Raw genomic sequence first — 9072 nt, forward strand, 5'->3', positions numbered from 1 at the left:
ATTGGTTGTTTTTCCCATGGCAGAAACTACCATCACTTTATTTTCTGCACCCATGAGTTGCATTACACGAGCAACATTTTGTACTCCTTCTGCATCTTTTACAGACGCTCCACCAAATTTAAAAACTTGCATTTTTTATTTATGTATTTATTTTTTCTATTGCGTTTTGTATTCCTTGTTCATCTAAATGAACGGTATTCCATTCTTGCATTACATTGGCTCCATAGGAATTGTAAAATTCTACCGCTGAGGTATTCCAATCCAAAACCACCCATTCAACTCTTTTCAATTTTTGTTGATGAGCGTAGGCTACCACTTCATCCAACAAAGCTCTTCCCACTCCTTTACCTCGCATTTTTTGGGTTACAATTAAATCCTCTAAATGAATGCTTCTGCCTTTCCAAGTTGAAAATCGTGAATAAAACAGCGCCATCCCAATCACTTCCTTTCTAAATTCAGCAACATAACACTTAAAAAAAGCTTCTTCACTAAAACCATATTGAAATAAAATTTCTTCGGTTACTTCAACTGCATCGGGTTCTTTTTCATAGACTGCTAATTCTTGAATAAGTTGCAAAATAGATGGAATATCTTCTGGTAACGCTCTGCGAATTTCAAAATCCATAGTAAAAAGTTTGAAGCTGCAAAAGTAAGGATTTTATCTATTGTGAATTTCACTTCAATTATAATCTTCGTACTCCGTAATTAAATATATGTATTGCTCTAAATTTCACGCAGAGAGCGCTAAGCGTGCGCAAAGGTTCACAAAGAATAAGATTTGAAAAAATTGAGAATACTTTAAAATAAAGTAAATGCTACGCCTTCACTTCTTCTAAACTTTCAAGCATGGTAGGAATGAGCTCGTTTACCGTTGGATGGGGTTGCACGCTATCTATTAAATCGTGGTAATCCATTCCAGCATACTTGGCTGTGATCAACGTGCTGATAATTTCATCTCCGCCTACGCCTAAAACAGTTGCTCCGAGAATTTTGTTTGTTTTTTTGTTGATGACTACACTCATAAAACCGTTAGTTTCTCCTTTTTCTTTGGCTCTTGCAATTTCACTCATGGGTTTGTGTCCATATAAAATTTCAAAACCTTCTTTAAGTGCTTGATTTTTGGTGAGTCCAACTCTGCCCATTGGCGGGTCTACAAATAAACCGTAGGTTAAAATACGATCTGAAACTTTTCGGTTAGTAGCCTTAAATTTGTTGTCTGAAATAATTTCAAAATCGTTGTAAGCGGTATGCGTAAAAGCGCCTTTTCCATTTACATCACCCAGTGCAAAAACTCCTTTTACATTGGTTTCCAATTGGTGATTAACTTCAATAAAACCGCGATTGCTTAGCTTGATTTCTGTATTCTCCAGTTGCAACAAATCTGAATTGGGTTTTCTTCCAATGGCTAAAAGCAGGTGAGATCCTGTAATATTTCTTTCGGCTTCACCTTCACAATGAACTTGAACAGATATTTGATGATCTTCATTTTTAGCTGAAATACAAGTGGAGTTCAATTCAAATTCAATTCCTTCATCTTCCATAAATTGTTGAATGGCTTCACTGGTTTCGGGATCTTCCTTTTTAATGATGCTATCGCTCCTTTCAATAATGGTGACTTTTGCGCCAAACCTTTTGAACATTTGTCCAAACTCTAAACCGATGTAACTTCCGCCAACGATAATTAAATGTGCTGGTACTTCTTCTAAAGCTAAAATACTTTCATTGGTAAGGAAATCTACATTTTTATACGCATCTGGAATGTTGGGTCTTGCTCCTACATTGATGTAAATTTCATCAGCAGTGAGTTGTTGATTATTCACTTCTACTACTTTGTTTTCAACAAAATGAGCTTCACCTTGGTAATGGGTTATGAATTCGTTTTTTTCCAATCCGGAAGCAATGCCATCGACGGATTCATTTACCAATTTATCTTTTCTTGCTTTTATCGCTTTCAAATCTACTTCAATTTTATTTGAAATTTTCACGCCCAAACGTTCCGCATTTCTTACTTCCCAAGCTCTTCTTGCGCTTGCCACATAGGTTTTAGTAGGTGTACATCCTACATTTACGCAAGTTCTACCCAAGTGTTTTTTTTCAATAAAAGCTACTTTCAATTTTTCTGAAGCCAATTTAAAAGCCAATGGCGTTCCCGCTTGTCCTGATCCGATAATGATTGCATCGTAATTTTTCATGATAGCTGCTTTTAAGTGATTTTTTAAATATCCTAAGTTACTTATTTTAAACTTGGTACTTGAAACTTTATGATTTTTAACCAAAAAAATCACTTCATTTCTTTTAAGAAAATAATAAAAAAACTTCACATAAATTTTTAAATGTTAAAATAGTATGCTTCTATTTTTACAAATCCGAAATTTATGGCTAATAGAATTAAAGCATATAAAGAACCTGAGCTATAAAATCACCATTTTGGTGTTCTATAAAAACATCGAAATGTAAGACTTTTCTTAGTCTTATATTCATAAGAAAATTTTCAAATGAATAAACTAGTTTATTTTGTAAACTCACATTGATGGAAATCTATATAGCAACCCTTTATTATCAAATTATGTTAAATAATAATACATTAACATTTAAGCTTGTGTTTTATAACAATTTTAAATTAATTTTAGATAATTAATCTAAACTAAATATTATGAAAACAAGAATCAAATCTTCAAATCTTCAAATCTTCAAATCTTCAAATCTTCAAAATTACCTAAATTTTGGTTGTTTACTTTTGTATTAAGCTTTCTCATGCTTAGTATAACATCTTTAACTGCTCAAAATTCATCTGAAAATATTCATTATTATTATATTGAAGAGGCTAGTGTTGATTTACTAAAACCAACATCTGCAACAAAAAAAACTGACGGAACACTTGATTTACAATTTAACGATCCGAATACTACCAATTTTTTTAGCCAATTCGAAGTTTACTCCTATTTAAGGGAGTTTGAATGGTCTAAATTTACATCTTTACATAAATATTATTTAATAGGCTTAGATTCAAATGCAAGAGTAAATGAATTATTACTTTCCAGTTCAATAGTTTTTGCTGAATACTTTGGTACAATTGAAGATGTTGAAGGGCGTGCTTTAGGAACTCCTGATGATTATTTTGATCATGACCAAATTACTAATTATTGGGTACCTGATGGCTCTAATGATGTATTTGCGAATGATTTTCAAATACATAACATGCGAGCATATGAGCATCTAGAACTTATTAATGCTAGACAAGCTTGGAATATTACAACAGGGAGTCCAAGTGTTGCTATAGGTATTAGAGATATAAGTTTTAACGATAGTCATCCAGAAATTGTAGATAAAATTATTTAAACTTATGGCTATATGAGTACTACAAGTGGTGGGCATGGGGTAAGTGTAGCAAGCGTTGCAGCTGGAGACACTGGTAATACAGAAGGTATTTCATCTATCGGTTATGATTCTAGTTTGATACTTTCAAGTGGTGGACCATCATTTACTTCTAACAGCTATCCGAATAGTATAGCTGGTCAGTGTTTATTTTTAGCTGAAAATCACGATGAGATAAAAGTGATTAATATTAGTTTAGTAGGTGGTAATAGTGACGTTCAAGCCAGTATATTTGAATTTTTAAACCAGACATTAAATGTGACAGTTGTTGCTGCTGCAGGAAATGGTTTTTTACATGCTACTTATGCAATACCTCCCACCACTTATGTTTATCCAGCGTCTTATGAACACGTTTTATCTGTAAGTAGCGTCGGTAGCTACCAGCCTTATGGTAGTGTTTATGATAATGGCGCAACGGTTGGCTGGAAAGACGTACACCAATTTGTGGTTGGTAATGATTTTTTTACACACCAACACAATGATAAAGTTGATATTGTTGCACCTGGTTATACTATACCCGTTGCGAGAGGTTTAGATACCTATCAGTTTGGGAAGGGTACTTCTTATGCATCTCCAATGGTTGCAGGTGTCGCTGCATTAATGTATTCTTTACACCCTACAATAACAGCTACTAGAGTAAAAGAAATTTTACAAGAAACGGCAGTATTTATTGATGATATTCCAGAAAATGAACAGTATGCAGGTTTATTAGGTGCAGGGAGAGTAAATGCTTATGCAGCGGTTTTACAGGCAAAATGTGATGCTAATTATACACCAGGTCTTGATTTAATTATACGTAATTCAGAAGATGATTATGGCGTTGAACCCGATGTTGACACAAATGTTATTTGGGACAGTCCAGATATTTGGGTCAGAAACCAAAATGATGGTATACTGTATCAAAAAAGTGAAGATTTACATTTTGTAGATGATCAAACTCCTGTTTACGTATATGTAAAGGTAACTAATAATAGTTGTGAAACTTCAACAGGAAACGAACTCCTAGAATTATACTGGGCTAAAGGAGGTTTATCTCAACAATGGCCAAATGTATGGAATGGGAATTTCAACCTAGACCCAAATACTCCGATTGGCAACCAAGTTAATACATTAAACATTCCAAGCTTAAGTCCAGGAGAATCAACTATATTAGAGTTTCAGTGGCAACCTTTAGATCCAGATGCTTACGCTAACTTAGATTTTGAAAATCCATGGATGTTTTGTTTTTTAAGCCGAATAGTTACTAGTGCAGATCCTATGGCAGTTACAGAAGGTTCAAATGCAGCACTAAATACTAGAAATAATAACAATATTGCTTATAAAAATGCAAAAGTAATTAATGTTGCAGGAAGACCAAGCAGAGGTTCAATAGTTGTTGGTAATGTAGGCAGCTCAACTAGCTTAACCTCAGATATAGAATTTTTTACTAATACAGTTGAAGATGATAACTTATGGCAAGATGCAGAGGTTAGGGTAGAGCTTAATCATGATCTATGGAATTTGTGGCAAAATAGCGGAGGACAATCTAGTGATGTTCGTGTAATAGATCCAATACAAAGGGTAATAGAGCTAACAGCAAACAATGCAAGCCTAAACAATGTAGCTATGCAAAGTGACGAATGGGGTATAGCAACTCTTGGAGTTAATTTTCTTGTAAACCAGGTAGATGCACAAGAAAACTTTAGTATACATGTGCATCAACTTGAATCAACTACACAAGAAGTGCTTGGTGGTTTTTCATATACTTTTTTAAGAGACAATCAAAGGCAAAGTTTTAACGCTGGGACCAATAAAGTATCCAATACAGATGGTTCTGAAACCTTCTTTGTGGAAGATATTAACGAAGAAGCCATCTACAATTGGTATGATGAAGATGGAGTTCTAATTTATAGTGGTTCAGATTTTACCATTAACAATATGATTGCACAAGAATATAGGCTAGAAGTTATAGCCGAAACAGACGGGCATAAAGATTACAAAACAGTAGAAACAGAAGACAAGCGAATTATAGAAAGCATTAGCCCAAACCCTGCAACTACTTCAGCAATTGTAACTTATTTAGTAGCAGAAGAAGACAACGCTTACCTAATGCTAACCCATACCATAAGTGGTGTTTTCTACAACTACATACTGGATAGCCAAAATAGCTCCTTAACTATACCAACTCAAAATCTTGCACAAGGGACATATATTGTAAATTTAATAGCAAATGGTGTTATTATAGACGCCAAACAATTAATTATTAACTAATAATATATATCATGAAAACAATATACAGTTTACTTATTTTTTTAAGCTTTTTTACAGTGAATGCTCAAACGGTATCTATACTAGACCACAATTGGACAATTGAAAAAATAGTAACCATTGACCAAACTATTTATGCAGATTTAAACGGTGAAGGAGTTTATGATCAACTTAATATATTGAACACATCTTCTGTTTATTTATATTATAGTTTTTTTGGTGAATGTGACTATTATTTTGAAATCGATGAAACTGTTCAGGACTTTTACATTACAGACTTTGCGTGTCCAATTACACCAGGTGGTTCATATATAAGTGCTTTTTTCTTTGGTGTTTTTGTTTTTCAAGAAGCAGAGATGCAAACAAATGAAGGTAGTATACATGGACCTTTCGACTATTCTTTTAGAGAAGAGGATGACTTAATTTATTTGGACATTACTAATCCAGAAGGGAGTGTAGCCACTTTTTGGACTGATACACTAAGCAGTACAGATTTTGAAAATGTAAAGTTATCAATTTATCCAAATCCAACTACTAACCTATTACATATAGAAAGTGAGGAAGCAACTGTTCAGCAAATAGAAATTTTTAATTTAGAAGGGAAACAAGTTTTTCAATCTTACAATAAAAACCATCCTATTGAAGTAGGTCATTTATCTGCTGGTTTATATATTTTGAAAATTCAAACCGAAAAAGGAAGTTTGACGAAGAAGTTTGAGAAGAAGTAAGGATTAATAAGTTGATAACCATTGGCACTCTATTTTAAGCAAAAAGCGCAAACAAAAAAGATGCGCAGAAAAAAGAAAAGTATTCAATTATACTTTGGGCCCTTAACTAAGTTTTGTAGTGCCTAACTGCAGGTTAAGCAAGTTTGTGTGATACCTGTTGTTTTAATTTAAAAATCAAAACTATTGAACTAAATTAAAATACTTATTTTAAACTTGGTACTGAAAACTTTATGATTTTTAACCTGTAATATGCATTCAAAAAGCATTTATCTATAAAGGCGTCGACAACAACAGCAACTTTACAACTCATGAACCCGCCTGCCGTTACATTCAGGCAGGTAATGGCGGTTAACCAAAAGAATCGCTTCATTTCTTTTAAGAAAACGATAAAAAAACTTCACATAAATTTTTAAATGTTAAAATAGTATCCTTCTATTTTTACAAATCCGAAATTTATGGCTATGAAAAATGAACTTATTCAACTTTTCCAAGAAACGCGAATAAATAGCCTTCAAATTTGTAAGCATTTAGCTATTGAAGATTACGGTTTGCAGCCTGTTGAATTTGTTTCTCCACCCAAATGGCACTTGGGTCATACTACTTGGTTTTTCGAAGCTTTTTTCTTGTCTAGAAAGGAAGGTTATACCGAATATCATCCTGATTTTTCATTTGTATTCAATAGTTATTATGAAAGTTTAGGCCAAAAAATACTTCGTTCAGAACGTGGAAATTTGAGTAGACCCACGGTTCAAAACGTATTGGAGTACAGAAAATACGTAGATGAGCACGTGGCAAATTATCTTCAAGAAAAGGAATTGACCGACAAAGAAATAAAAATTATAGAAACGGGTATTCATCATGAAAAGCAACATCAAGAATTGCTGTATACCGACATAAAATACAGCTTAGGAACACAAGCTTTAAAGCCTATTTATGATGAAAAGTTTAAGGAAACTATCCAACAAGAACCTTTGCAATGGCTTAGTGTGGAAAAAGGTTTGTATAGCGTTGGGCATGCTGATGAAGGTTTTTGTTATGACAACGAAACCCCGCAACACCAAGTGTATTTGAATGATTTTTTTATTTCGTCTCGTTTGGTAAGCAATGCAGAATACATCGAATTTATTGAAGATGGCGGTTACCAAAATGTATTGCTATGGCATGCAGAAGCTTGGGATTGGTTGCAAAACAACAACATTTCCTTTCCGCTGTATTGGCAAAAAGAAGAAGGAGAATATTACAGCTACCAACTTTCAGGTTATCAACAAATTGAAGCCCATTCGCCAGTGACGCATATTTCCTATTACGAAGCTTTTGCTTTTGCCCAATGGAAAAAAATGCGCCTGCCTACCGAATTTGAATGGGAAGTGGCATGTAAAAAATTCAATTATGGTGCGCGTTGGGAATGGACCGAATCGGCTTACCAACCTTATCCCGGTTACCAAAAAGCAGAAGGCGCTTTGGGCGAATACAACGGAAAATTTATGGTGAACCAAAAAGTGCTGAGAGGACATTCTATAGTAACTTCTCCTCAACACAGCAGACCGACTTACCGAAACTTTTTTCACCCTCACTTACGATGGCAATTTACTGGCATCAGATTAGCAAAATAATATGAAAGCACCCACAACAAAAGAATTAACAGCTTTTGAAAAAGAAGTGAAAAAGGGCTTGACCCAATATCCTAAAAAAATAGCTTCAAAGTTTATATACGATAAACGTGGAGACCAACTTTTTCAACAAATTATGGCCATGCCAGAATACTACCTCACCAATTGTGAGTTTGCTATTTTGCAACAAAACTGCGATGAAATTTGTGCTGTTTTTGATGATGAAAATGGTTTCGACTTAATTGAATTGGGCGCAGGTGACGAAAAAAAACCAAGATTTTACTGAAAAAACTTAGTCAGTTGCCAACTGATTTTACCTATTTACCTATCGACATCAGTCAAAACGCTTTAGATGAACTGAAAACATCCATTCAAAAAGAATTACCTAAGGTTGATGTACAAGTGCAAGAAGGAATGTATTTTGATGTGCTTCAGCAGTTTGAAAAATATACAAATCGCAAAAAGGTAATTTTGGTCTTGGGTTCCAACATTGGCAATTTGATGCATTCGGAAGCGATTGACTTTCTGAGAAAAATCAGCAAAAGCATGAACAAAAACGACTTGCTTTTTATGGGCTTTGATCAAAAGAAAGATCCCCAAAAAATATTGAATGCTTATAACGACCCAAACGGAATTACAGAAGCTTTCAACAAAAATTTGCTTTTACAAATGAATAAAGAATTGCAAGCCAATTTCGATTTATCCAAGTTCAAACATTGGGAAACCTACGACCCTGAAACTGGAACAGCCCAAAGTTTCTTAGTAAGTTTGGTGCCGCAAAAAATTGAATTAAAAAAACTCAATCTTCATGTAAAGTTTAAACAATGGGAAAGTTTACACACCGAAATTTCCCAAAAATACGACGATGAAGTAGTAGAATGGCTTGCTGGTGAAGCCAACCTACAAATTGAACATGTTTTTACCGATGCTGAAAAAAATTATAAGAATTATACGTTTCGCAAAAAGGCATAGCTTGATATAAGCTAGATGAGCTTTGGTTTCAAAAAGATTGTTTAAAATACTATCATGATAATCCTTTAAGTCTGAAATAGCTTGGTGTAGCTTTTTATCTTTAGCAAAGTATAAATCAATAATACGCTCCAAAGCATTGG

7 protein-coding genes and 1 pseudogene are annotated in these 9072 nt (G+C 34.0%); 5 read left to right on the forward strand and 3 right to left on the reverse strand.

The features are described 5' to 3' along the window. The 3 genes from IEV63_RS12800 to IEV63_RS12810 form a co-directional block, all read right to left on the reverse strand. Positions 1–132 (reverse strand): amino acid kinase family protein (locus IEV63_RS12800; protein WP_444544429.1); only part of this gene is annotated, 132 nt, incomplete at its 3' end. A gap of 7 nt (positions 133–139) precedes the next feature. After that, a complete protein-coding gene (locus IEV63_RS12805) occupies positions 140–625 on the reverse strand; it encodes a GNAT family N-acetyltransferase (RefSeq protein WP_188407215.1) in 486 nt (161 codons plus the stop codon). A 190-nt stretch (positions 626–815) separates the two neighbouring features. Further along, positions 816–2192: a mercuric reductase gene (locus IEV63_RS12810; RefSeq protein ID WP_188407216.1), complete on the reverse strand. Its 1377-nt coding sequence runs from the start codon at positions 2190–2192 to the stop codon at positions 816–818. A gap of 562 nt (positions 2193–2754) precedes the next feature. Between IEV63_RS12810 and IEV63_RS12815 the strand changes: the two genes are divergently transcribed. From IEV63_RS12815 to IEV63_RS12835, 5 genes and pseudogenes are all read left to right on the forward strand, one after another. Then, positions 2755–3339: a hypothetical protein gene (locus IEV63_RS12815; RefSeq protein ID WP_188407217.1), complete on the forward strand. Its 585-nt coding sequence runs from the start codon at positions 2755–2757 to the stop codon at positions 3337–3339. A gap of 12 nt (positions 3340–3351) precedes the next feature. Then, a complete protein-coding gene (locus IEV63_RS12820) occupies positions 3352–5625 on the forward strand; it encodes a S8 family peptidase (protein WP_188407218.1) in 2274 nt (757 codons plus the stop codon). Positions 5626–5636: 11 nt separating this feature from the next. Next, on the forward strand, positions 5637–6350 hold the full coding sequence (locus tag IEV63_RS12825) for a T9SS type A sorting domain-containing protein (RefSeq protein ID WP_188407219.1): 714 nt from the start codon (positions 5637–5639) through the stop codon (positions 6348–6350). 461 nt (positions 6351–6811) lie between these two features. Next, the gene (gene egtB / locus IEV63_RS12830; RefSeq protein WP_308419942.1) at positions 6812–7963 is read left to right on the forward strand and encodes an ergothioneine biosynthesis protein EgtB; all 1152 of its coding nucleotides are present in this window, start codon (positions 6812–6814) and stop codon (positions 7961–7963) included. Between the two features lies 1 nt (position 7964). Next, a pseudogene (locus IEV63_RS12835) lies at positions 7965–8932 on the forward strand (L-histidine N(alpha)-methyltransferase). Positions 8933–9072: the final 140 nt, after the last annotated feature.

The sequence above is a fragment of the Psychroflexus salis genome (assembly GCF_014640175.1).
Taxonomy (GTDB): Bacteria; Bacteroidota; Bacteroidia; order Flavobacteriales; family Flavobacteriaceae; genus Psychroflexus; species Psychroflexus salis.